Source organism: Acinetobacter sp. WU_MDCI_Abxd143 (genome assembly GCF_025514195.1).
GTDB classification, from domain to species: Bacteria; Pseudomonadota; Gammaproteobacteria; order Pseudomonadales; family Moraxellaceae; genus Acinetobacter; species Acinetobacter pittii_H.
This window is the reverse complement of record NZ_JAHPTH010000015.1, coordinates 14,049-36,396: the sequence shown is the minus strand read 5'-3', so window position 1 is coordinate 36,396 and position 22,348 is coordinate 14,049. Positions and strand designations below refer to the sequence as shown.

General features: G+C 39.2%; 23 protein-coding genes. 10 read left to right on the top strand and 13 right to left on the bottom strand.

The window, feature by feature from the left end; translation table 11 throughout:
* Positions 1-3 precede the first annotated feature (3 nt).
* The 3 genes from recF to dnaA form a co-directional block, all read right to left on the bottom strand.
* Positions 4-1,086, bottom strand: a complete 1,083-nt coding sequence (gene recF, locus KTI79_RS17490; protein ID WP_086375812.1) for a DNA replication/repair protein RecF — start codon at positions 1,084-1,086, stop codon at positions 4-6.
* A gap of 14 nt (positions 1,087-1,100) precedes the next feature.
* On the bottom strand, positions 1,101-2,249 hold the full coding sequence (dnaN, locus tag KTI79_RS17485; RefSeq protein WP_069122199.1) for a DNA polymerase III subunit beta: 1,149 nt from the start codon (positions 2,247-2,249) through the stop codon (positions 1,101-1,103).
* Positions 2,250-2,346: 97 nt separating this feature from the next.
* Positions 2,347-3,756 carry a chromosomal replication initiator protein DnaA gene (gene dnaA, locus KTI79_RS17480; protein ID WP_069122197.1) on the bottom strand — a complete coding sequence of 470 codons (1,410 nt, stop codon included), beginning with the start codon at positions 3,754-3,756 and terminating at the stop codon, positions 2,347-2,349.
* A 681-nt stretch (positions 3,757-4,437) separates the two neighbouring features.
* On the opposite strand from dnaA, the gene rpmH reads away from it, so the two are divergent.
* From rpmH to mnmE, 5 genes are all read left to right on the top strand, one after another.
* On the top strand, positions 4,438-4,572 hold the full coding sequence (gene rpmH / locus KTI79_RS17475) for a 50S ribosomal protein L34 (protein ID WP_000831329.1): 135 nt from the start codon (positions 4,438-4,440) through the stop codon (positions 4,570-4,572).
* A gap of 29 nt (positions 4,573-4,601) precedes the next feature.
* Positions 4,602-4,994 (top strand): ribonuclease P protein component, encoded by a 393-nt coding sequence (gene rnpA, locus KTI79_RS17470; protein WP_005063921.1) that lies wholly within the window; start codon positions 4,602-4,604, stop codon positions 4,992-4,994.
* Between the two features lie 10 nt (positions 4,995-5,004).
* Complete coding sequence (yidD, locus tag KTI79_RS17465; protein WP_003656027.1) at positions 5,005-5,325, top strand: membrane protein insertion efficiency factor YidD; 321 nt, start codon at positions 5,005-5,007, stop codon at positions 5,323-5,325.
* A gap of 5 nt (positions 5,326-5,330) precedes the next feature.
* A complete protein-coding gene (gene yidC, locus KTI79_RS17460) occupies positions 5,331-7,091 on the top strand; it encodes a membrane protein insertase YidC (protein WP_069036319.1) in 1,761 nt (586 codons plus the stop codon).
* Positions 7,092-7,181: 90 nt separating this feature from the next.
* The gene (gene mnmE, locus KTI79_RS17455) at positions 7,182-8,537 is read left to right on the top strand and encodes a tRNA uridine-5-carboxymethylaminomethyl(34) synthesis GTPase MnmE (RefSeq protein WP_086375811.1); all 1,356 of its coding nucleotides are present in this window, start codon (positions 7,182-7,184) and stop codon (positions 8,535-8,537) included.
* A 48-nt stretch (positions 8,538-8,585) separates the two neighbouring features.
* On the opposite strand, the gene KTI79_RS17450 is transcribed toward mnmE, so the two are convergent.
* Positions 8,586-8,849: a metal/formaldehyde-sensitive transcriptional repressor gene (locus KTI79_RS17450; RefSeq protein ID WP_002115414.1), complete on the bottom strand. Its 264-nt coding sequence runs from the start codon at positions 8,847-8,849 to the stop codon at positions 8,586-8,588.
* 42 nt (positions 8,850-8,891) lie between these two features.
* On the opposite strand from KTI79_RS17450, the gene dmeF reads away from it, so the two are divergent.
* Positions 8,892-9,863, top strand: a complete 972-nt coding sequence (dmeF, locus tag KTI79_RS17445; protein ID WP_316249865.1) for a CDF family Co(II)/Ni(II) efflux transporter DmeF — start codon at positions 8,892-8,894, stop codon at positions 9,861-9,863.
* A 95-nt stretch (positions 9,864-9,958) separates the two neighbouring features.
* Positions 9,959-10,657, top strand: a complete 699-nt coding sequence (locus KTI79_RS17440) for a DsbC family protein (protein WP_033851312.1) — start codon at positions 9,959-9,961, stop codon at positions 10,655-10,657.
* A 53-nt stretch (positions 10,658-10,710) separates the two neighbouring features.
* Here KTI79_RS17440 and KTI79_RS17435 read toward each other — a convergent pair whose 3' ends face one another.
* From KTI79_RS17435 to KTI79_RS17400, 8 genes are all read right to left on the bottom strand, one after another.
* Positions 10,711-10,962: a GlsB/YeaQ/YmgE family stress response membrane protein gene (locus KTI79_RS17435; RefSeq protein ID WP_000269732.1), complete on the bottom strand. Its 252-nt coding sequence runs from the start codon at positions 10,960-10,962 to the stop codon at positions 10,711-10,713.
* A 173-nt stretch (positions 10,963-11,135) separates the two neighbouring features.
* The gene (gene hpt / locus KTI79_RS17430) at positions 11,136-11,663 is read right to left on the bottom strand and encodes a hypoxanthine phosphoribosyltransferase (protein ID WP_004795560.1); all 528 of its coding nucleotides are present in this window, start codon (positions 11,661-11,663) and stop codon (positions 11,136-11,138) included.
* A 214-nt stretch (positions 11,664-11,877) separates the two neighbouring features.
* Complete coding sequence (gene guaD, locus KTI79_RS17425; protein ID WP_086375810.1) at positions 11,878-13,203, bottom strand: guanine deaminase; 1,326 nt, start codon at positions 13,201-13,203, stop codon at positions 11,878-11,880.
* Positions 13,204-13,259: 56 nt separating this feature from the next.
* Positions 13,260-14,315: an aromatic ring-hydroxylating oxygenase subunit alpha gene (locus KTI79_RS17420; RefSeq protein WP_086375809.1), complete on the bottom strand. Its 1,056-nt coding sequence runs from the start codon at positions 14,313-14,315 to the stop codon at positions 13,260-13,262.
* Between the two features lie 290 nt (positions 14,316-14,605).
* On the bottom strand, positions 14,606-15,766 hold the full coding sequence (locus KTI79_RS17415; protein ID WP_086375808.1) for a glutathionylspermidine synthase family protein: 1,161 nt from the start codon (positions 15,764-15,766) through the stop codon (positions 14,606-14,608).
* Positions 15,767-15,787: 21 nt separating this feature from the next.
* Entirely contained in the window at positions 15,788-16,153 is a 366-nt protein-coding gene (locus KTI79_RS17410) for a hypothetical protein (protein ID WP_086375807.1), read from the bottom strand.
* 188 nt (positions 16,154-16,341) lie between these two features.
* The gene (locus KTI79_RS17405) at positions 16,342-17,298 is read right to left on the bottom strand and encodes a TerC family protein (RefSeq protein ID WP_000447698.1); all 957 of its coding nucleotides are present in this window, start codon (positions 17,296-17,298) and stop codon (positions 16,342-16,344) included.
* Positions 17,299-17,615: 317 nt separating this feature from the next.
* Complete coding sequence (locus KTI79_RS17400; protein WP_033851324.1) at positions 17,616-18,212, bottom strand: phosphatase PAP2 family protein; 597 nt, start codon at positions 18,210-18,212, stop codon at positions 17,616-17,618.
* Positions 18,213-18,347: 135 nt separating this feature from the next.
* Here KTI79_RS17400 and KTI79_RS17395 point away from each other — a divergent pair, with 135 nt between their 5' ends.
* The gene (locus KTI79_RS17395) at positions 18,348-19,598 is read left to right on the top strand and encodes a low temperature requirement protein A (protein ID WP_086375806.1); all 1,251 of its coding nucleotides are present in this window, start codon (positions 18,348-18,350) and stop codon (positions 19,596-19,598) included.
* Between the two features lie 68 nt (positions 19,599-19,666).
* Here the strand turns inward: KTI79_RS17395 and mpl are convergent, their stop codons facing one another.
* Complete coding sequence (gene mpl, locus KTI79_RS17390; RefSeq protein WP_086265138.1) at positions 19,667-21,040, bottom strand: UDP-N-acetylmuramate:L-alanyl-gamma-D-glutamyl-meso-diaminopimelate ligase; 1,374 nt, start codon at positions 21,038-21,040, stop codon at positions 19,667-19,669.
* 240 nt (positions 21,041-21,280) lie between these two features.
* On the opposite strand from mpl, the gene KTI79_RS17385 reads away from it, so the two are divergent.
* Together KTI79_RS17385 and purE are read left to right on the top strand one after the other, a co-directional pair.
* On the top strand, positions 21,281-21,643 hold the full coding sequence (locus tag KTI79_RS17385; protein WP_075384089.1) for a DMT family protein: 363 nt from the start codon (positions 21,281-21,283) through the stop codon (positions 21,641-21,643).
* A gap of 183 nt (positions 21,644-21,826) precedes the next feature.
* Positions 21,827-22,339, top strand: coding sequence for a 5-(carboxyamino)imidazole ribonucleotide mutase (purE, locus tag KTI79_RS17380; RefSeq protein ID WP_000994663.1), 513 nt, complete (start codon positions 21,827-21,829; stop codon positions 22,337-22,339).
* The last annotated feature ends 9 nt before the right edge of the window (positions 22,340-22,348 follow it).

Below are 22,348 nucleotides of genomic sequence, written 5' to 3'. Positions count from 1 at the left end.
AAATTATGGTGAAGCAAGACTAACTTGACCGGATTCAACATTGAATAATTGATATGAAATAGACAGATCATGTAAGTGTTTTTTTACCGATGCATGATCTAAAGTTGTCATAAAAACCTGGCTACCAAGTTGGCTTAATCGTTCAATTAAACGTTGTTGTGCGGTTAAGTCTAATTCTGCTGTCAGATCATCTAATAATACCACAGTTTCCTTATTACTCGCATGCAACATTGCAATTTGTGACAGTTTTAAGGCAATAATCAAGAGTTTTTTCTGACCTCTTGATAAAACAACGTCAGCATGTCCAAACGGGGTTTTTAAGCGCAAATCTGCACGATGTGGACCATATTCGGTATAGCGTCGTTCGATGTCTTTTTGATGTTGATCGAGCAAGTCTTGCATGAGTCCCTGCTCTGTATGAAAACCGGGACTATATTCCAGCTCAATCTCTAAATCAGGTAACAATTGACTTAAATCATTTTGAAAAAAGACATTCCATTGTTCCACAATACTTAATCGCTGAGAGTGTAAAATTTCACCATAATCACTCAACATTTTATTCCACGGCTCTAAATCCTCTAGAGAAATATTCCGTCTGGTTTTAAGTAAAGTATTACGCTGTTTTAATGCACGAGAATAATATTGCCAAGCAAAATAAAACTCTGGTTCCACGTGGAACATCAGCCAATCTAAAAGCTGGCGCCGAGGTTTCGCCCCATAATCAATAATATCTGTACTTTGTGGATCAATATGCTGCAAAGGAAGCAGTTTAGCGAGTTGTCCTTGTGTAGCCACTGTGTCGCCATTAACCTTCATCAACTGCTCACCAGAGGCTAACTTTTGCATGCCAATTTTTTCAGTTGCAGATTGTGCGAAGACAATCGCATCTTCAGCAGAGTATTGAATATAATTTTTAGGTATATGGGTACGGAACGACCGCCCTGTTGCAAGCAAATGGATTGCTTCCAGTATTGAAGTTTTTCCTGAACCGTTAGCGCCATAAAATACATTAAACGGTTGCAACCCTTGGAGTGCAACCGTTTTTAAATTACGCACACGTTCAATATTTAAACGCGTAAGATGCATATTAGATAGCCAGATTATACACGCATCGGCATAACGACATACGTTTGATCAGGATGTGCTGGATCTTGAACCAATACAGATTGATTTGCCTCAGTCATGCTCATATTTACATCATCACCATCAAGCACACCTAAAACATCCAGCAAATATTGTGCATTAAATGACATTTCAAGTGGTATGTTTTGATACTGAATCGCTAAATCTTCAATCGCTTCGTCTTGTTCAGGGTTATTTGCACGCAGCTGTAATGAATCTTGGTTAAAATTTAAGAAAACACCACGTAATTTTTCATTACTCAAAATCGCGACACGTTGTAATGATTGTTTAAACACATCATGACTAATTAACACATGTTTATCGCCACCACGTGGAATCACACGACGATAATCAGGGAATTTTCCATCAATCAATTTAGTAGTAAAGCGAACAGTGATATCACCCTGCTCTTTATCACGACTTGGCGTATTGATCGTTACATTTAGTAATTCACGGCCAATAAGCAACGTTAATTGTTCATCTTCAATGCTAAGTAAACGCTGTAATTCCCCCACAGCTTTGCGAGGCACAATTGCTTGAACCAATTGAGATGAGGTAGAAGAAGCTGTAATTTCACAAAGTGCTAAACGGTGACCATCTGTTGTTACCGCACGCAATTGATTTTCATCAATTTCTAATAAAGTACCAGTTAAATAGAAACGTACATCTTGTACAGCCATCGCAAAAGCAGTTTTTTCAAATAAACGCTTTAACTCACGTTGAGTGACCTGTACTTGTGTACCCTGACTATTTTCAGTGGTCAATAATGGATAATCTTCTGCTGGTAAAGTACCTAAAACAAAACGACTATTACCAGATTTTAAAATACATCTTTGATCTTCAGTAATTTGTAAGTCGATCAATGCAGCTGTTGGCAATGATTTACAAATTTCCATCAACTTACGAGCAGGAACAGTTGTTTCACCTGCTTCAATGCATGCCCCTTCTGTTAAAACAGTACTGGCAACCAGCTCGACTTCTAAATCAGAACCAGTAATGGTGAGTGCCTGAGCATTAGCCTGAATTTTGACGTTTGAAAGAATATTCAATGTATGACGACGTTCTACCGCACCGACAACATGCGATAAAACATTGAGTAAGCTTTCTTTAGCGATTTTCAAACGCACGATTCATTCCTCTAGCAACTTGGAGCAAATATTTCATTTTTTAGCTGTGTACTATGCTGCACTTACGTAGACTTTGCAACAACGTCTTATTATTTCATTAACTCTGAAGTAAACGCAGTAGATTTTTATAATCTTCGTCAAAAATCGGATCTTCTTCTCGTAGACTCACAACTTTTTCACAGGCATGCATTACGGTACTATGGTCACGCCCACCAAAAGCCATTCCAATCTCGGGAAAGCTATCACCAGTTAACTCACGAGCAAGTCCCATTGCTAACTGACGTGGTCGCGCATAGATTCGAGTCCGCTTTGGTCCTACCAATTCTTTTAAAGGAATACGGAAATATTCACTCACCACACGTTGGATATTTTCTACACTAATCGTACGTGCACGGATTGCCAACACATCTTTTAAAGACTCACGGACAACATCAAGATCGATTGGCGCACCTTTAAATCGAGAAATTGCTACAACTTTATTAAGTGCACCTTCAAGTTCACGTACGTTAGCAACCACTTGCTGAGCAATAAATAAAGCACAGTTTCGAGGTAAATCAACACCGCTATTTTCGGCTTTCTTCAATAAAATTTCGATACGAGTTTCAATATCTGGCGGTTCAACGCCTACAGAAAGTCCCCAAGAAAAGCGAGAAACCAAACGCGGATCTAACTCAGTCAATTCTTTTGGATAACGATCTGAAGTTAAAATAATCTGTTTAGATTCATCAAGTAAAGCATTGAATGTATAGAAGAATTCAACCAAGCTTGCTTCTTTACCTGCCAAAAGATGAATATCATCGACCAACAGTAAATCTAAAGAACGGCAATTTTTCTTAAACTCTTCAACTTTGCCTTTTTGCAAAGAACTTACAAAATCCTGAACGAAGCTCTCAGAGGTCATATACATCACCCGTGCATTAGGCTTGGCTTGCAATAAAGCATTACCAACTGCCTGCATCAAGTGAGTCTTACCCAATCCTGTCGGACCATATAAGAATAAAGGGTTATGCTGTGAAGCACCTAATTGTGTTAATACCTTTCTACATGTTTCAGCAGCCATCTGGTTCGAACGGCCTTCAACAAATAAAGAAAAAGTAAATTGGGGATTTAATAGTTTCTTTTTCGGTGTTTTGGGGTTCACTACACTATTAGTAGTAGGTGAACTGGGAACAGAATCCGATTCTTTTTTTACTTTAATGCTTTGTTGGGGCGCAGTTTGCAAAGCAGCAGTTGTAGTTGCCGGCTGCTCACCTGATGACAAAATACTACCAGGACGAGAATCAACCAAAATCTCAACCTGACGTACACGGCCTTCTGATAACTGTTCGGCCAATATAGAAATTAATTCTAAATGGTTCTCTTGAATGTAACGCGTCCAATAAGGGTTAGGTGCATAAAGACGCAGTATTCCTTCTACTTCTTCAGCAACTAATGGGCGAATCCACATCGCAAAGACGTTATCAGAGAGCTCTTGTCGCAAGCGAGTTAAGCAGTCTGTCCAAAGCATGTGTATCCCCTATTTCTGCGTTTTTAAATTCAAATAATCTAAAGATTAACCCTTCCTGATAAGAAGGGGTCGCCATTCTAACCAAGTTATCCACATCTGTCATGACGATTTCGTTTGATTTTGTCTAAAAAGAAATCTCTTGTGAATAAATTTAAATTCAAAAGGGCTTGTGCATAACTTTTTGCACAACTTGTGGATAAATTAGCACATAAACTTATCCACAATCCATAAATATAATAAAAACAGAGTTATCAACAATTCAAATACATGTTTTTTAAATTTAAAAGTGTGAAATCCACAGAAAAAATGCTCCCTAATAAGAATAAATTTAAATTTCTAAATTTGAATTTATTTAATAGGGTGACGATCTTTTGTGGATAACTACAAAATATGAATTTAAATTCAAATATAGCAAATCGAAAGCAAAAGGATATCTTCTTTTGTTGATAAATATGTATATAAGGTATGTATATGTTAAAAGTTATAATAAAAATAGACAATTAGTTTGTGTATAACTTTTAAAACTATATTTTGCACTGAATTATGGCAAAGATAAAAAGAACTAAAGAGATTAAAAATTTGGGTTAAATACAAAACTTTCTTGGTTTTTCATTGACAGCGTAAACATTGCACAATAAAATCGCGGACCTTTATAGAAAGATCATTTTTGGGAGTTTCAATATGAAACGTACTTTCCAACCATCTGAATTAAAGCGTAAACGCGTTCATGGTTTCCGTGCTCGTATGGCAACTAAAGCTGGTCGTCAAGTATTAGCTCGTCGTCGTGCAAAAGGTCGTCATAGCTTAACTGTTTAATACTGTTACGCTGACCAGACTTGGGTGTGATGACACTTTACAGTTTTAGCACAGACGTGCGAATACGCTGTGCTGCAGATTATAAAAGTGTATTTGATGGTGCGCTTTTTAAAGTGCATCAACCCCATTTTTTATTTCTTGCAAAATTAACCGAACAGCCTAAAAGCCGTTTGGGTATTGTTGTTGCTAAGAAAAAAGTGCGCCGAGCGCATGAAAGAAATCGAATAAAACGTCTTGCTCGTGAGAGCTTTCGTCTACATCAGCCGAATTTTGGATCAGACATAGATGTTGTGGTGATGCCGAAAGTTGGTATAGAAACGATTACGAATGCTGAGCTATATCAACAATTAGACTTTGCTTGGCAAAAATTACAGCGCTTAGCAAAAAAACATTCTAAAGTTGGCACAACCTCGCAGAATTAAGAGATAGCCAATGGTCCGTTTTCTACGTTGGTTGATTCGACTGTATCAAATTGCGATTAGTCCGCTTCTTGGACCCCGTTGTCGTTATATCCCGACTTGTTCCCAATATGCGATAGAAGCATTGCAAACTCATGGTGCGATAAAAGGCGTTTGGTTATCTTCTAAACGGATTTGTCGTTGTCATCCGTGGGGAGGATCTGGATATGATCCGGTACCGCCAAAAGCAATTCGTTTTATTTCGTTTCATCAAATAGATTCTCAAACGCATCATGTTGCTGTACCCTTTCGTGATCGTTTACTGAAGCAAAATCTCTCTAACCATTTGGGGTAATAGATATGCAACAATGGGCCAGGTTTGCAATTCTCGGGGCCATGTTTGTCACCGCATATTTGCTCATTTTGGCTTGGCAAAAAGATTATGGAAATGCTGCAACTGCACCGCAACAACAAGCGGCAGCTGTAAGTTCGCATGAAGTATCTGCTGATTTGCCAAATGCTAAAAATGCAACAGTGGCTTCCGATGTGCCACAAGCAAATATTGCGCAGTCACAAACCACAGATGCAACTGCACCTGTGAATCAACAGCTTATTTCAGTACAAACTGACCTTTATCATCTTTGGATCAATCCAAAAGGTGGTGATATTGTTCGTATTGAATTACTCTCACACGACAAAAGCAAAGACAGCGATCAACCTTTTGTTATGCTTGAAAATGATGCCAAGCGTACATATGTTGCTCAATCTGGCTTAATTGGTTTGAATGGACCAGATAGTAGTCGTGGTGGTCGTCCATTATATGCTGTTGAAAAGACATCATATACTTTGGCTGATGCTAAAGGTGTACAGGACCAAAAGGGTCAATCTGAAAAAGTTTTAAACGTTCCAATGGTATTTAAAACACCTGAAGGCGTTGAAATCATTAAAACTTTTACCTTTACCCAAGGTCAATATCCAATTGTTGTAAAACATCAAGTGATTAACCGTAGCCAACAAAGCTGGCAAGGTCAGATGTTTGGACAATTAAAGCGCGATAATTCTGAAGATCCAGGTAAATCTTCTCAAGGTATTTTCACTCTAGGAACTTTCTTAGGTGGAGCCTGGGGAACGCCTGATGCACATTACAACAAGCTTAAATTTGCTAATTTCTCAGAAGAAAAAGTAAATACTGAAGCGAAAGGTGGATGGGTTGCGATTGTTCAGCATTATTTTGTAAGTGCTTGGATTCCTGGGAATCTTAAACTGACTCAAGCTAACGGTCAGCCTTATGTAGCTAAACTTGAATCTCGTCAGTCTGCGGATCAAATGAATATCATTGGTTTTACCTCACCAGTGATTAATGTTCCTGCTGGCACTTCAATGGAAGTTGATGCAAAACTTTATTCAGGTCCGAAAGTACAATCTGAATTAAAAGATTTAGCTGTTGGTTTAAATCAAACTGTTGATTATGGTTGGTTATGGCCAATTGCTAAGCTCTTGTTCTTAGGTCTTCAATTCTTCCATAGCATTGTGGGTAACTGGGGTTGGTCAATTATCTTACTTACTATTTTAGTAAAATTGATTTTGTGGCCTTTATCTTCAAAAAGTTATCGTTCTATGGCGAAAATGCGCGTGATTGCACCTGAAATGCAACGCATGAAAGAAGAGTTCGGTGAAGACCGTATGCGCTTCTCGCAAGAAATGATGGCTTTATACAAACGTGAACAAGTAAATCCACTTTCAGGTTGTTTACCGTTGTTGCTACAAATGCCAATTTTCCTTGCCTTGTACTGGGTACTTATGGAAAGTGTGGAATTACGTCATGCACCATGGTTAGGTTGGATTCAAGACTTGTCAGCAATGGATCCTTGGTTCATCTTGCCGTTAATCATGGGTGCTACCATGTTTGCGCAGCAAATGCTGAACCCGCAACCAGCTGATCCAATGCAGGCGAAAGTGTTCCGCATTATGCCGATTATGTTCACGGTATTTATGTTGTTCTTCCCAGCAGGTCTCGTACTGTACTGGATTGTGAACAACAGTATTACTATTTTACAGCAGTCGTTTATTAATAAGAGCGTTGAGAAAAGTCGTATCAATAAGACTGAATCAGCTTCTTAATCATTGAACTTTTGCTGAATAAATCCGCTTAAGATGGTAATCTTAGGCGGATTTTTCTTTGGCTGGATTTTAGGTTTTTAGGTGAATAATATGCAAAGTCAAACCACGATTGCCGCAATTGCAACGCCACCAGGGCGTGGTGGTGTGGGCGTGATTCGTCTATCGGGACCTAAAGCTTATGAAATTGCTCAAAACCTGACACAACAAAACTTGCCTGAAGCACGTATGGCGGGATTCCGTAAGTTTTATGATGTTGATGGCAGCATTATGGATGAAGGGATTGTTCTATGCTTTCCCAATCCACACTCTTTTACAGGTGAAGATGTTGTAGAGCTACAAGGTCACGGCGGTCCAGTCATCCAAAATGCCTTGCTTGGGCGTCTATTTGAGCTTGGCGCAATCGCTGCAAAAGCTGGTGAATTTTCCATGCGAGCTTTTGAAAATGGCAAGATGGACTTGGTACAAGCAGAAGCGATTGCCGATTTGATTGATGCGACTTCACAAGCTGCAGCACGCTCTGCCGTCCGTTCTTTACAAGGCGCTTTTTCAACAAAAATTAATACAGTTTTAGAAAAACTGATTCATTTACGCCTGCATGTTGAAGCCGCAATTGATTTTCCTGAAGAGGAAATCGATTTCTTGGCAGATGGCAAAATTTTAGCTTTACTTGAAGATGTTCAGCAGTCGGTACATGCTGTTCAAACCTCTGCACGACAAGGTCAATTATTACGTGAAGGTCTACAAGTCGTTATTGCTGGTAAACCAAATGCGGGTAAGTCGAGCTTGTTGAATGCGCTTGCTGGTGTTGAGCGTGCAATTGTGACTGATATTGCTGGTACAACTCGTGATGTTCTACATGAAAAAATTAGCTTAAATGGTTTACCAATCACTCTAACGGATACCGCAGGTCTTCGTGAAACAGGTGACATTGTTGAAAAAGAAGGGATTCGTAGAGCAATCAAAGAAATTGAACAAGCTGATTTGTTATTGCTGGTTTATGATTTAAATCAAGGCGATGACCCATTAAAACTCGCTCAAGAGTATTTTGCGGAACATATTGAACCGCGTCGTTTAATCTTAATTGGTAATAAATGCGATTTAACTGGTCAATTAGCTGAAATAAGCGATTTTCAAGGGTTTCGTCATATAACCGTTTCTGCAAAACAAGAGATGGGCGTACAAGGCCTCGTAGATGCGATTACAGCGCATGCAGGCTTTCACCCTGAGGAAGACACCTTTATTGCAAGAACACGTCATTTAGACGCAATGAAGCGCACACAGCTCTATCTTTCAGAAGCACGCGAGCAACTTGTTGTGTTTAACGCAGGTGAACTGGTTGCTGAGTCACTACGCCTTGCCCAAAATGCTTTAGGTGAAATTACAGGTGACTTTAGTGCCGATGACCTATTAGGCAAGATTTTTGGTTCATTCTGTATCGGAAAATAATTAAAAAATTCTGAATGATGCACATGGCTGTGTCATTCAGTTACCTCGTTAACCGTATCTTTTTAGAACCTTTAAAAACTCATCTAGCTCATTTTGATCAACTTGTGCGTCTTTGAGCACGTGGTGATGTAAATGCTGTTCCATTAATTCACTCATCAAACCGTTTATTGCCCCTTTAATTGCAGCAACTTGTTGTAGTATTTCTATGCATGAAATATCTGGCTGTTCAACAGCATGCTCAATGCTGTTGATTTGTCCTTTTAGTCGTTTTACACGATTAAGTATTTTTTTATCCTGACCAATGTGGCTCATCTGTGTTCTCTTGTATAATTCAATATACTGGTAGGGAGTATGTTGGGTTTAAATATTATGCAGGATCATAGTGTATCACGTCATCATCAACATCAGTTTGATGAAGGAAATCCACTTGCACAAAAACGTATTTTGATTGCAGCGATTTTAACAGCATCAATGATGGTGTTAGAAATATTCGGTGGATGGTTTTTTAATTCAATGGCGCTTCTGGCTGATGGTTGGCATATGAGTTCTCATATGTTGGCTCTCGGTTTAGCCTACTTCGCTTATCGTGCAGCTCGTCATTATTCCAAAGATCGTCGGTTTAGTTTCGGAACTTGGAAAATCGAGATTTTAGCGGGTTATAGCAGTGCAATTTTGTTGATGGTTGTCGCCATTTTTATGGCGTTTCAGTCGATACAACGTTTATTTAATCCAGTTGAAATTTTTTATAATGAAGCTATTCCGATTGCAATTTTAGGTTTGGTCATTAACTTGATTTGCGCATGGTTACTTCATGATGATGGCCACCATCACCATCACCATCACGAGCATGATCATGGGCATCATCATCATGATTTAAACCAAAAAGCTGCATTTTTACATGTGGTTGCAGATGCAGTAACTTCTGTTTTTGCAATTATTGCGCTTTTCGCAGGTAAATATTTCGGATGGGATTTTTTAGATGCACTTTTAGGAATTTTAGGTGCTATTTTGGTTGCAAAATGGTCTTTGGGATTAATGAAAGAGACAGGAAAAACCCTTTTAGACGCAGAGATGGATCATCCGGTAGTTGAAGAGATCCGTGAAGTCATTGCTGAGTTTCCTAAACATATTGAAATTACAGATATTCATGTTTGGAAAGTCGCGAAAGGTAAGTTTTCTTGTATTTTGGCGCTCGAAACTGATGATATTTCTTTAACCGCAGACCAGATTCGTCAGGCTTTATCAATTCATGATGAAATTGTGCATATATCGGTAGAAATTAATACTCTAAAACCTATTTATGTTCCACGTGAAACATTGGCATAACTGAGTGTGAGTTTGGTTATAACTCGGTAATCAGTTCTGTTTTCAAAAGCTGAACTGATTAAAATGATCTCCTCTCCTACCTATGAGTCGGTTTTATGCTTAAAAAATTAGGAATATTGGCATTATTTAGCTTAACTGCAAGTGTAAGTTTTGCCAATGTGGATACTGTTCGGGAAAATATTAAAAAACAATATCCTAATTTGAAAATCAGCAATATCCAGAAAACCGAAATGCCTGGACTATATAGTGCTAATCTCGATCAACAAATCATTTATGTTGGTGAAGATGGGCAACATATGTTTGTGGGTTCTATGATTCGGTTAAGAGACCAGAAAAACTTAACCAAAGATCTAGTTTTAGGACAGAACTCAATTGATTGGAAACAGCTGCCTTTAAAAGATGCAATTAAAACAGTCAAAGGTAATGGCCAGCATGTTTTAGCAGTTTTTTCTGATCCAAATTGTCCTTATTGTAAGCAGCTTGAACCTGAACTCGACAAGCTTAAAGACGTGACTATTTACACGTTCATCTATCCTTTAAAACCACAGTCTATTGTTGTTTCTAGACAAGTTTGGTGTGCACCAAATCAATCTTACTCATGGAAAAAACTGATTCAGCAAGGCGTTAAACCAACGGTTACGAACTGTCCAAACCCCATTGACCGTAATTTGGAACTAGGAAAAAAACTAGGCTTTAATGGGACTCCTACCCTGATTTTTGCAAATGGCTTTAAACTGGTGGGTGCACGATCTGCTGAAGAAATTCAGGCCGTATGGAAAGAGTTAGGTCTTTAAAATAAATTTAAAAAAAGCACCATAAGGTGCTTTTTTTATAAATGAATTAAAGTTTAGCTTTTTCGTGCAATCAAGTTGTAGATAAAAAGAATAATGACTGCACCAATCACGGATGCGATAAAGCCAGCAGCTGAGTTTTCGCCGTAAAGTCCAAGTAAGCGACCACCATAAGTGGCTAAAAGTGAACCTGCAATACCAATCAAGGTTGTTACGATGAAACCTGCTTTATCATCCCCAGGATGCAAAGCACGAGCGATTAAGCCAGCAAAGAAACCAACTACAATAGCGACAATAAGTGACCACATATTTGTTCTCCAGTTGTTTTTTTGATGAAGTTAATGATTTTGCTTCATATTCTATCGTGCGGTAGAGCTGTCTATTTTGTCTGTAGCAGATTGCGACTTTTTGTGTCCTTTTTGTTCAAATCTAAAGTTTTATATAAAAAAAATAGCACCTTACGGTGCTATTTCTCTGAAATTTATAAACCAATTTCACCAATAAACGGTAAATGGCGATATTTCTGGTCATAGTCTAAACCGTAACCTACAATAAACTTGTCTTCAACTTCAAAACCTAAAAATTTCACTTCTAGATCAATTTCACGGCGTGATGGTTTACTCACTAATGTGCACAATTGAATCGAATTTGGCTCGCGAGTTTGCAACATTTCCATCACTTTGCTTAAGGTATTACCTGAGTCGATAATATCTTCAACAACCAATACATCTTTACCGCGAATTTCACCATCAAGATCTTTCAAGATTTTAACATCTCGACTTGAAGTCGTACCGCCGCCGTAACTAGACACTGTCATGAAGTCGAGTTCATGCGGTTTGGTAATTGTACGGCACAAGTCTGCCATGAAAATAACAGAACCACGAAGTAGTCCGATCAGGACCAATTCTTTATCACTATTTGCATAGTGAGCGTTAATTTGCTCGCCGAGCTCTTTGACTTTTGCTTGAATTTCTTCGGTTGAAATCATGATGCTCATTGCAACAGTCATGGCAGATTCCTACAAGATATAAAAGAAAAAATAAAAAAGGTGTTGACCTGCAACACCTCGAAAATCTGAGTTAATGGTAAAATTTTAAAGCAAAATGACGTTTCATGCACCCTTTGATGGCGGTGAAATTTTATCATTTTGCGGATTATGTCGATCATGCTTTAATGCAAGAGTACATATTCCAAATAATAACAAAAACTTAACGGCTCGGTTTTTATTGGACAGTTTCTTTTTGATAAGCACGGTTTCCATAAATATAAGTCGCCTCAATATTACGGTCATCACCTAAAGTGAATAATGCAAACAGTGAATCTTCAACAGATTTAGATTTAGTCTGGCGAAGTTCCTGTAATGCTGTTGGCTTAAGATTTAGTACTACAAAGTCTGCTTCTTTACCGACATTGAAGTTACCTAACTGATCTTGCAAATCAAGTGCTTTTGCTCCACCTAAAGTTGCATGATAGAGCGCTTCATAAGCTGAAAGTTTATCGCCTTGTAATTGCTGAACCTTATAAGCCTCGTTAACAGTTTGCAGCAAACTAAATGATGTACCAGCACCGATATCTGTGCCTAAACCTACTTTCACTTGTTTTTCCCATGTTTTTTTCAATGGAAATAAACCACTGCCTAAGAACAAGTTTGACGTTGGACAAAATGCGATAGCCGATTGCGTATCATGCATACATTGCCATTCTTGATCCTCTAAGTGAACACAATGCGCAAATACAGAACGTTTACCAGTCAGGCCATAATGTTGATAAACATCTAAATAGCCTGCTTGTTCAGGAAATAAAGATTTCACCCAAGAGATTTCATCTTTGTTTTCACTTAAATGCGTATGGACATACACATCCGGAAATTCTTGTTTTAACTGCCCTGCTCTTTCTAACTGTTCAGGTGTAGACGTTGGTGCAAAACGTGGTGTAATTGCATACAGAGCACGGCCTTTACCATGCCATTTCTCAATCAGTGCTTTGGTGTCGCTGTAAGCCGTTTCTGGCGTATCACAAAGCGCTTCAGGCGCATGGCGGTCCATGAGTACCTTACCAGCAATTAAACGCATCTGAACGTGTTCTGCGGCTTCAAATAAGGCATCAACAGACTCGGGGTGAACTGTACAGAAAACCAGTGCTGTGGTTGTACCATGTTTCAGTAGCTCTTGAACAAAGAACTGGGCAATTTCATTTGCATACGCTTTGTCTTGAAATTGGATTTCGGTTGGGAAAGTATAAGTATTAAGCCAGCTTAAAAGTTGTTCGCCGTAAGCTCCCACCATTTCGGTTTGTGGAAAGTGGATATGGGTATCAATAAAGCCAGGTACAATCAATTGTTCTGGGTAATGTTGAACCTCAACTCCAGCAGGAAGATGCTGCTCTGCATCTGCCCATGCACCAAACCATTTGATCTTTCCATGTTCACTAATCAATACACCATCTTCCAAGTAACGCACTTGATTTGGAATATCAGTTGGCTCAGAGACAGTTTGTTGAATATCTAAAAAACGACCACGCACAACGGTGGTATTTGCGATCAATGACATGGAAAGCCTATATATTTTCACTTTTTTCGATTGATTGTACCCCAGTTAGCCAAGATTTAAACGGTATAACGTTTACTTAGTCCCCATTCAGCCAAAATCCTTCGATAAGTCGTTGATGAACGGTCTGCTTCAAAATGTGCTTCCATCATTAAATCAAGCGGCAGTTCTTCTGGCTTTTGTGATTCGACCATATCTTGGTCTTCGGCAAAAATTTGGGCATTAAATGCATATACCTTTTCTAAATCACCTGTTTGGTCAAAGTTACGGGTGAGTGGAACAAATAAACGGGTTTTATTACTTGAGATAGGACAACAGGCATTCAAAATTTTTAAGACCCCACCTTCTGGAAAATTGACCGTGAGTACGGCTGAAAAAGGTGGATAGACATCAAAGGTACGTTTCCACAAAAAGCCTTCTGGCTCGAGATGTTTTAGTTCATGCGGATAATTACTGACATTGCTGATATAGACCGTTTTTAAACCATAGTCGGTACGTTCAGTGTGATATTTAGGGACGACAGGGTTATCACGATTCGCAAAGGCGTTGTGATGCACCCATGCAAAATGAGCGACATCAATAAACCCTTCAAGCTGACGACCACTAGAACCACCAATATCCACAAAAGGCGGTAAAATCGCTTGATGCTCTGTATCATCCCAAGTATCTAATACAGGAATATTGGCTTTAGCAATATCACGACCATGAATACTGGTCCAAATGAGGCCGTATCTTTGTACAACTGGAAATTTGGTCAGAGAAAAACGATCAGAAATTTTAGTTAGTTCGGGCTGAGCTGGTATTTGGGTACATTTCCCTTCGCTGTTATAGCGTAAACCATGATAAGGACACACAATCTCCTCACCATCTACCCAACCTTTGGTTAAAGGCACCCCACGATGTGGACAGATGTCTCGAACCAGATGAATTTCTCCACTTTCTGTTTTATATAACGCCATATTGACGTCTAGTAGCGTGACTCGTTGAGGTGCAGTAGAGACATCTTGAGTACGTGCGACGGGATACCAATGGTTCGATAAAATTTCCCAATCTTTTGCATCAAAACTGCTGTTACACGGCATGGCAAGGGGCGTTAAAGTTGGAATCGCATTCATGGCATCACTCTTAAAAAAATCAGGGCTCTCGCGAGCCCTTAAAATCTAGGCTTTTTTCTTTTTAGGTGATGCAAAGAGCTTGCCAATATTGTTTTTTATTAAAGAAATAAGAATAAAAGTATTAAATTACATAAGATTAAGTCATTATATTTTTGAATTTTTGTTCTAATTTAACTTTTAAAACTAAAGTTCATTATTCGCAATGCACTTACAATGCACTGATGGACTGCGTCGAAGGCACAATAAAAAAGCACTTTAAAAGTGCTTTTTTTAAAATTACTAGGCCTTTATTACTCAACAAAATAATGTGCTGCAAAGTGAGCATCATTACCAATAATGTCATAGCAATCTTCACGAATAGACATGCCTGCACATTGATGTCCAACCATCCATAAACCGAGTGTAGGCAGTTGTCCTGAAAATAATGGGGTATCTACCCATTTCTGTACGACATAACCGTATTTGTCATAGTCATCAAAATAAAAGCTACCAGAAGCCGCGCCTTGGTCATGGCCGTCTTGTAAAACTCGGATATTGGCCCCTTCCCTTGCCAAAATCGGCTTTTTCACCCATTTGCCAGACAAAGCTTGCTGCAGGTCATAGGTATGGGTTTCGACCAATAATGGATGGTTTGGATAACGCTTCCAAAGCTCAACCAGAATCGCTTTATTTGAAAGTAACATTTTCCAACAAGGTTCAATCCACTGTGTTTGTGGATGGATATATTGAGAAAAGGCTTCTTCCCAGATCCATTCCCATGGGTAGAGCTTAAATATGTTTTGAATGGGCTGATTATGCAGATCAACAAAATTTTGACCGTTCCAGCCTATGTTTTCCATAGAAAGCTCGGAAACTTGTAGATGAGCTTGATAAGCAGTATCCATCAAATACTCTAGATTGCCCCAGTCTTCCCTTCCCGCTTCCTGACAAGCAGCAAAATGCACATGGCTACCACGCGGTAAAATTGTCTTCCAGCGTTTTATCAGATCTTCATGAATGCTATTGAACTGGTCTCGGTTCGCAATGCCTGAGACTTGTTCTATCCACAGCCACTGCGCGACAGAGGCTTCGAGTAAGCCAGTCGGCGTGTCGGCATTATATTCCAGCATTTTGATATTTCGCCCATCGTAAGCGAAATCAAAGCGGCCATACAGCATGGGGGCATTTTGTTTCCATGAATGTTCAATATGGTTTATAGCTGTTTCTGGAATTTGAAAATAAGCAGGATAGTCGCCCCGTTGAATGAGGTCTCCTACTACCGATAAACACATCTGATGCAGTTCATTTGCCGCATCTTCCAGTTGTTCAATCTGTTTAAGGGTAAACTCATAAGCAACTCCTTCAGACCAGTAAATTGAGCCATCAAGAGAAGGTAAATTAAAATAATCAAAACCAATATTTTGATGCTCCACTTGCCAGTCTGGTCGTGGAGTAAATATTTTTCTTTTCATATTAAGTGAATGCCTAAAGACTTAGCCGCCGAAAGAAAAACCGCTACGGCCAAAACCACCACGAATTGGGGATGAAGAAGACGCGCTTTTCGCTGTGCTTGAAATAACTGGTCGGCCTACACTCAAATTGCTGTAAGGATGTAAGGTATTGCCGTGGTAAGAAACTTCCCGATTATTTCGATAATACGCAGGACCTAAATAGCGACTACCAATATAGCTAGAACCATGTCCACTGGAGCTATTTTCTTGTTTACATGTTTCATTATTCCAGTCGCGAGCACAGTCATATTGGTTGTTATATACGTCTTGTACTAAAGGACCATCATTATGGCTACATGCCGTGAGTAATAGAGGGACCACGACAAGATTAATTTTTTTAGAACGCATGAGACTCCACACATTTTAATAAGTATGTTCGGCATAAAATACCGAATAGCTGTTATCTATTATGTTTCTGATTAGGAAAGATAAATTTTAAGTTGGCATATGATATTAATCTGTTTTTTTAAAGTACAGTCTATTTTGAAAATTTAGATAACAAGGCATCTCACGTGTAGATGCCTTGTTGTGATGAATTAAGACTGCAATTGCTTTTTGTTGTGTCGTAAAGAAAGGTAAGCAGTGATTGCTAACACTATTACGATAAAGCTTAACGAGATCCAGATTGGCATGTGGAATACATCAAGCAACAACATTTTTGCACCAATGAACAATAAGATGATGCCTAAGCCGTATGGCAGGTAATGCAATTTAGTTGCAGCGCCAGCAAGTAAAAAGAACATTGCGCGTAAACCTAAAATTGCCATTAAGTTCGCCGTTAAAACAATAAACGGATCGCTAGTTACCGCGAAAATAGCAGGAATAGAATCTACTGCGAAAATCACGTCTGAAGCTTCAACCAAAATCAAAACTAGAAATAACGGCGTTGCCCACAATAAACCATTTTGACGTACAAAGAATTTGTCACCTTCAAGCTGTGGTGTAATACGCATATGGTTACGTAACCATTTTAAGAGTTTGATATCTTCAATATTGGTTTCTTCTTCTTGGCCTTTTAAGAACTTAAAGCCTGTATATACCAAGAACGCACCGAAGATATAAAGTACCCAAGAAAACTCTTGAACGAACCATGCACCAATAAAAATAAAGAGGGTACGCAGTACGATTGCGCCTAATACGCCGTAGAGCAAAATTTTACGTTGTAGTGCAGCTGGAATAGCAAACGCTGCGAAAATCATTAACCAAACGAAAACGTTGTCAATTGCGAGGGACTTTTCGAGTAAGTAACCTGCAAAGTATTCCATGGTTTTTTGGTTTGCTAAGGTCACCCCAACCGTTTGTTGTAGGTAAAGCCATAAACCACCACCAAATAAGGCTGCGACGCTTACCCACGCCACACTCCAGTAAGCAGCTTGCTTAATTGAGACATCCTGACCTTGCTTTTGCTTAAAGCCTAAAAAGTCAATCAGGAGCATGACAATGACTATGCCAAAGAATGCTACATACAGCCATAAATTGCCGATTGTTTCCATAAATCCTCCATACATCCGGCAATTGGGCATAAAAAAACCTCGACCAGTTGCCAGATGAATTAAACATCTGTTTCAACATGATCAAGGTCTTGCCTACATCATGAATTTCACGATGCTCAGATACCGACTTTTTAATAAAAGCGTATTGACGATATCTGACACATAACATTGCTGTTATGTTTGGAGGAGGCTACTCCCCTTGTCAAACTAAATTCTGTTTTGGATAAAACATATCCAAGTACACATAGAATGGCAGATTTTTTTGTATTACGCAACTGAACTTAATGTCGTAGTTCTAATGCAAAAAGATCTATGGATTATTTAATCAAACCGCGATCTAAAAGTGGTTTGCATATAATTTGGTAAAGGTGAATACAGAATGCGGTCAAAGCTGTACCGTAAGTATTCCAGAAGTAATAACCCGCTGTATTGACCAGTAGTGCGACAATAAAAGCCCCTAACATGTCTAAAGGGAAATGCACACCTAAATAAATACGTGACCACGCCACTACAAATGACAAAAATAGCAGAATAATTCCAATCATTTTGCGCTGAGCAAACAAATAAGACAGAGCAATAGTGCTGAAAATCAGCATGTGATTACTTGGAAAAGATGCCGTTGGTGCATGTTCAATAAACGTAGTACCCACACCCATTACAAACGGTCTGGAGTGATGGTAAAACAGAGAAATAACATAACCGACTAAAAGCGAAACACAGGTTAAAAAGACAGATTTAATAACCCTATTTTTTAAATCTTGATCGCCATAAAACCATAAAAATGTAAGGATGAATAAAAGAATATAGAGGAGATCATTAGCGAAAAAGATAGCAAGACGAATGATAAATTGACTCGCATCCTGAGCTCCATTAATCACATGGAATAAGCTAAGGTTGAGTGTTTCTAAAGACATTCATATTCCAAACACGAACAAAAACGTGAGCTATGATAAAGAATTAAGCTTAAGGTCTTGATAAAGAATTGTCACAAAAATGAAATATAGCTCGTTTGTGAGTAAAGATTAAACAGCAGGTCTAGATAATTTTTAATGCGTGTTCTGGCCGTTAATATTAAAGTGTTAACGTGTTGGCACTTTATTCGAGAACGTTATTTTATGACTACTCAAGAAAAACAGAAAAAATTAAGTTTGAGGCCTTTATCTCCAAGAGATCCAAAACAGCCGCATAGAGCAGCAACTCCCCTCGAATTATTGTTCGATTTGATTTTTGTGGTCGCGATTGCAACAGCAGGTCAGCAGTTACATCATGCAATTATTGAAAATCACCTCTGGCATGCGCTACCAAGCTACCTGATGGTATTTTTTGCGCTGTGGTGGGCATGGATGAATTTTTCATGGTTTGCCTCGGCTTACGATAACGATGATGCATTGTATCGATGCCTTACCTTTGTACAGATTGTAGGTTCATTGGTGATGGCAGCGGGTATCCCTGATGTATTTCGTAGTCAGGATTTTGATGTAATCATTATTGGTTATGTGATCATGCGAATGGCCTTAGTAACTCAGTGGCTCCGAGCTGCAAAACATGACCCCGAAAGGCGTATTACAGCTTACCGCTATGCTGTAGGCATTGTCTTGGTTCAGGTAGGTTGGTTAGTTGCTAATTTTGCACACATACTTTCTATTCCTCTATTTTTATTTTTAGCAGTGATGGAGCTATTTATTCCTATTTATGCAGAAAAATATAATCCAACGCCGTGGCATCCTCATCATATTGTAGAACGTTATGCCTTACTCACAATTATTGTGTTGGGTGAGTCGATTGTCGGTAGTTTTAATGCCATACGTGATGCTTTAGCCGCTCAGTCAATGAATATCCCTGCCATTTTCTTGATGGTCGGTGGATTGATGTTGATGTTCGCAATGTGGTGGGCTTATTTTGATCGTAGTGAGCAACACCATCATGTAAAAGGTGTACGCCCATTTGTTTGGGGATACGGTCATTATTTTGTTTTTGTCAGTATTGCTGCGGTAGGTGCTGCGCTTGCTGCTGCCGTTGATGTTACAACTCATCATGCACATATTTCTGATTTATACATGGGAATAGTCGTTGCGGTGAGTGTAGTGCTTTATACCACCTGTATTTGGATACTTTATGAGTTTCAGTGTTTATCTGGAATCACGAAATGGTTTTATCCAATCACAGCGTTCATTATTTTATGTATTCCGTTTATTTGTAATAACGTGGGATATAGCGTTTTTGCGATGGGCATTGTCTATAGTTTACGTTTAACGGTTTCCAATAAATTTATGGCCAATATAGAGCCAGAAAAGGTTTAAAAGTCACTGTTATAAAAAATGGGTTTCAATTTGAAACCCATTTTTTATTGAATCATCTAAAGCGGAAGTTAAGCAGCTTTTGCTTTTAATGCGCTCATTAATTTTTGATGTAAGCCACCAAAGCCACCATTAGACATAATCACAACGGCATCGCCCTCACCTGCTTCATTGACAATACGCTCAATAATTTCATCAAGTGAACGGCTCACTTGAGCATGGTTAGAAGCAGCTTCAATCACTGGTTGTAAATCCCAATCTAAGCCTTCTGGCTGATACCAGATGACTTCGTCTGCTAAGCGTGCTGAGTGTGCTAAGCCATCTTTATGACTGCCCATACGCATGGTGTTTGAACGTGGTTCAATAATGGCCCATAAACGGCGTTCGCCTAAGCGTTTGCGTGCGCCATCTAAAGTTGTGTCAATTGCTGTTGGATGGTGAGCGAAGTCATCATAGACTTCAATACCATTGACTGTGCCTAACAACTCCATACGACGTTTTACACCGCCAAAGTTAGACAAAGCTTCACAAGCTTGTTCAAGGGTAACACCTACATGTTGAGCGGCTGCAATCGTTGCCAAAGCATTCGCTACGCTATGTTGACCAGTCATGCTCCACTTCACTTCGCCAACGACATTGCCATTTTCGAGTACTTTAAAATGGCTGCCATCAATTGAAATGAGTTCGGCAGATAAAGCTGCTTTTTCATTCACTTCTAAACTTGTACGAATGACTGGTGTCCAGCAACCCATTTCAAGCACTTCATCAATATGAGTTTCAGTAATTGGCGCAATAATGCGGCCTTCACTTGGAATGGTACGCACAAGATGATGGAACTGTTTTTGAATCGCTGCTAGGTCATCAAAAATATCGGCATGGTCAAATTCAAGGTTATTTAAAATCGCCGTTTTTGGATGATAATGAACAAACTTAGAACGCTTATCAAAAAAAGCAGAGTCATATTCATCGGCTTCAACGCAGAAGTATTTTCCACCGCCTAAACGAGCACTTTCACTAAAACCAAGTGGAACACCACCAATTAAAAAGCCCGGATTTAAACCAGCCTGATCAAGTACCCAAGCCAACATGGTTGTAGTTGTTGTTTTTCCGTGAGTACCTGCTACACCAAGTACATGTTTACCTTGTAAAACATGATCGGCAAGGAACTGTGGACCAGAAATATATGGCAAGCCTTCGTTCAGCATATATTCCACAGCATCAATACCACGTTTCATGGCATTGCCGACAATAACCAAGTCCGGATGAGGCTGTAAATGACTACGATCATAGCCTTGCATAAGTGTAATGCCTGCATTTTCTAACTGGGTAGACATCGGTGGGTAAACGTTTAAATCGGAACCGGTTACCTTATGTCCTAAATCACGAGCCAAAAGTGCTAAAGAGCCCATAAAAGTGCCACAAATACCCAAGATATGCAGATGCATTGCTCGCCTTCTCCACTGCTTTTGTACACAACATTAAAATGAATTGTTGTGTGTGCATTATTGATAAATTTGCCAGCAACGATAGCAAGGCTAAACTCGAAAAGATAGTCAAAAATCGTTGTTGTTCTATGTGTTTGAGGCTCGGATAAAACTACAGCTTTATTTTTTGGATTTAAGCTGAATTACAGTTTTATCTTTTATAATATTTTGTATCGTTAAAATACTTAAATCATCGTGATGATGAAGGATGTGCCTTTGAGCCCAACGGTTTTAGCTTTTACGCTATTAATTATTTCTAACTGCTTTATGACACTTGCATGGTATGGGCATCTTAAGTTTTTGCACCATGCCCCACTCTGGCAAGCAATTCTATTCGGGTGGATTATTGCCTTACTTGAATATAGTTTTATGATCCCTGCCACTCGTATGCTAAGCGCACAAGGCTGGTTACTCGGTGAAATGAAGATCACTCAGGAAGTGGTTACGCTAGTTGTGTTTGTGCCATTTATGATTTTCTTGTTTAAGCAACCCTTTAAACTCGATTACTTATGGGCGATGTTATGCCTATTTGGTTGTGTTTATTTCGTATTTAGAAGCCAGTAAAAATTAATCAAAATCTTGTTTTCAGATAGATCGTTGTTAAATCCATCGGATTCATGCTTTTTCCTCATAAACTTGGGCTTTGGGGTGAGTGAAAAAACAGCTATAATATTGGCCTCATCTTTTTCTCTCATGCTTGGCTTGGTACAAGTCGAGTTTTACCATTTTTACGCTTTGGAAATGCCAATGAACGCGGTCGCAACAGATACCCAACCTTTAGTCGGAATTATCATGGGTTCCCAGTCCGATTGGGCAACGCTTGAACATACTGCCAATATGCTTAAACAGCTTGGTGTCCCATTTGAAGCGGAAGTGGTATCTGCTCATCGTACTCCAGACCGTTTATTTGAATATGCAGAAACTGCGCGTGATCGCGGTATTCAAGTGATTATTGCAGGCGCTGGTGGTGCTGCGCACTTACCAGGTATGTGTGCCGCAAAAACTGACTTACCTGTGTTGGGTGTACCAGTTAAATCATCCATTTTAAATGGTGTAGATTCATTACTTTCAATCGTACAAATGCCAGCAGGTATCGCAGTGGGTACTTTAGCGATTGGTCCAGCTGGTGCGACCAATGCTGCGATTATGGCTGCACAAATCTTAGGTTTAACTCGTCCAGAAATCGCAAAAAATGTTGCTGATTTCCGTGCTGCGCAAACTGATAAAGTTGCAAGCAACAATATTCCGGGTCAGGTGTAAGAGGCTGAA

Excerpts from the sequence above, each read along its gene's own strand:
- KTI79_RS17415 (WP_086375808.1), bottom strand. The coding sequence starts at position 15,766 with ATGAAAAGAAAAATATTTACTCCACGACCAGACTGGCAAGTGGAGCAT.
- recF (WP_086375812.1), bottom strand. The coding sequence starts at position 1,086 with ATGCATCTTACGCGTTTAAATATTGAACGTGTGCGTAATTTAAAAACG.
- mnmE (WP_086375811.1), top strand. The coding sequence starts at position 7,182 with ATGCAAAGTCAAACCACGATTGCCGCAATTGCAACGCCACCAGGGCGT.
- KTI79_RS17400 (WP_033851324.1), bottom strand. The coding sequence starts at position 18,212 with ATGTCTTTAGAAACACTCAACCTTAGCTTATTCCATGTGATTAATGGA.
- mpl (WP_086265138.1), bottom strand. The coding sequence starts at position 21,040 with ATGCATCTGCATATCTTGGGTATTTGTGGCACTTTTATGGGCTCTTTA.
- purE (WP_000994663.1), top strand. The coding sequence starts at position 21,827 with ATGAACGCGGTCGCAACAGATACCCAACCTTTAGTCGGAATTATCATG.
- yidD (WP_003656027.1), top strand. The coding sequence starts at position 5,005 with ATGGTCCGTTTTCTACGTTGGTTGATTCGACTGTATCAAATTGCGATT.
- hpt (WP_004795560.1), bottom strand. The coding sequence starts at position 11,663 with ATGACTGTTGCAATGAGCATCATGATTTCAACCGAAGAAATTCAAGCA.
- rnpA (WP_005063921.1), top strand. The coding sequence starts at position 4,602 with ATGACACTTTACAGTTTTAGCACAGACGTGCGAATACGCTGTGCTGCA.
- KTI79_RS17435 (WP_000269732.1), bottom strand. The coding sequence starts at position 10,962 with ATGTGGTCACTTATTGTCGCTATTGTAGTTGGTTTCTTTGCTGGCTTA.
- KTI79_RS17440 (WP_033851312.1), top strand. The coding sequence starts at position 9,959 with ATGCTTAAAAAATTAGGAATATTGGCATTATTTAGCTTAACTGCAAGT.
- KTI79_RS17395 (WP_086375806.1), top strand. The coding sequence starts at position 18,348 with ATGCGTGTTCTGGCCGTTAATATTAAAGTGTTAACGTGTTGGCACTTT.
- KTI79_RS17420 (WP_086375809.1), bottom strand. The coding sequence starts at position 14,315 with ATGAATGCGATTCCAACTTTAACGCCCCTTGCCATGCCGTGTAACAGC.
- KTI79_RS17405 (WP_000447698.1), bottom strand. The coding sequence starts at position 17,298 with ATGGAAACAATCGGCAATTTATGGCTGTATGTAGCATTCTTTGGCATA.
- KTI79_RS17385 (WP_075384089.1), top strand. The coding sequence starts at position 21,281 with ATGAAGGATGTGCCTTTGAGCCCAACGGTTTTAGCTTTTACGCTATTA.
- KTI79_RS17410 (WP_086375807.1), bottom strand. The coding sequence starts at position 16,153 with ATGCGTTCTAAAAAAATTAATCTTGTCGTGGTCCCTCTATTACTCACG.
- KTI79_RS17450 (WP_002115414.1), bottom strand. The coding sequence starts at position 8,849 with ATGAGCCACATTGGTCAGGATAAAAAAATACTTAATCGTGTAAAACGA.
- yidC (WP_069036319.1), top strand. The coding sequence starts at position 5,331 with ATGCAACAATGGGCCAGGTTTGCAATTCTCGGGGCCATGTTTGTCACC.
- rpmH (WP_000831329.1), top strand. The coding sequence starts at position 4,438 with ATGAAACGTACTTTCCAACCATCTGAATTAAAGCGTAAACGCGTTCAT.
- dnaA (WP_069122197.1), bottom strand. The coding sequence starts at position 3,756 with ATGCTTTGGACAGACTGCTTAACTCGCTTGCGACAAGAGCTCTCTGAT.
- guaD (WP_086375810.1), bottom strand. The coding sequence starts at position 13,203 with ATGTCATTGATCGCAAATACCACCGTTGTGCGTGGTCGTTTTTTAGAT.